We start from the raw sequence: 531 nt of genomic DNA on the forward strand, positions 1-531 counted from the left end.
GGCAGGTGCGGATACCTGTGGGTCCTGCCCGCACGCAGCTGGAGCGGCTTGACGCGGTGCGGCATTGGTTGCAGGGTCCTGTTGCGCGGGTGGCGTCCGACGGTGAGCCGGCGGTGACGCTGCGGCTGCCGGACGGGGTGAGTATTCCTGTGGTGCGGTTGGAGCAGCAGGGGACCAATCCCGAGATTCACGTCGCGGCGCTGCCACGGGATCGGGGCCTGTGGGTGAACCACTACGCTACCGGCCTGGCGGCGGTGCGGCTCGATCACGGCGTGACGCTCGACCTGTACCAGATGATTCCCGCACCTCTATTGGACACGATCTTTTTCGAGTCTGGTGGGTTGAACGACGTCGAGGTGGAACACGGGTCGGTCCGTCATGCGCCCTGGTCGTTGCTGCGTTCAGCTTCCGGGGGCGAGTGGATGACTGCCGAGGAGTTCCGGCAGCTGCTACCCGCCGGCATATCGAGTTTGGTGCTGCTCAGACCGCTTGGCGTGGGGGTTCGCTGGGAACAGTCGCGATTCATCACGC

Annotated in this window: 1 protein-coding gene; it reads left to right on the forward strand. The window is 65.7% G+C overall.

The features are described from left to right. Positions 1 to 113: 113 nt before the first annotated feature. A partial coding sequence (locus tag ABD901_RS58905; RefSeq protein ID WP_345145176.1) for a hypothetical protein occupies positions 114 to 531 on the forward strand: 418 nt, incomplete at its 3' end.

It is taken from the genome of Dactylosporangium darangshiense (genome assembly GCF_039537565.1).
In the GTDB taxonomy this organism is placed as follows: Bacteria; Actinomycetota; Actinomycetes; order Mycobacteriales; family Micromonosporaceae; genus Dactylosporangium; species Dactylosporangium darangshiense.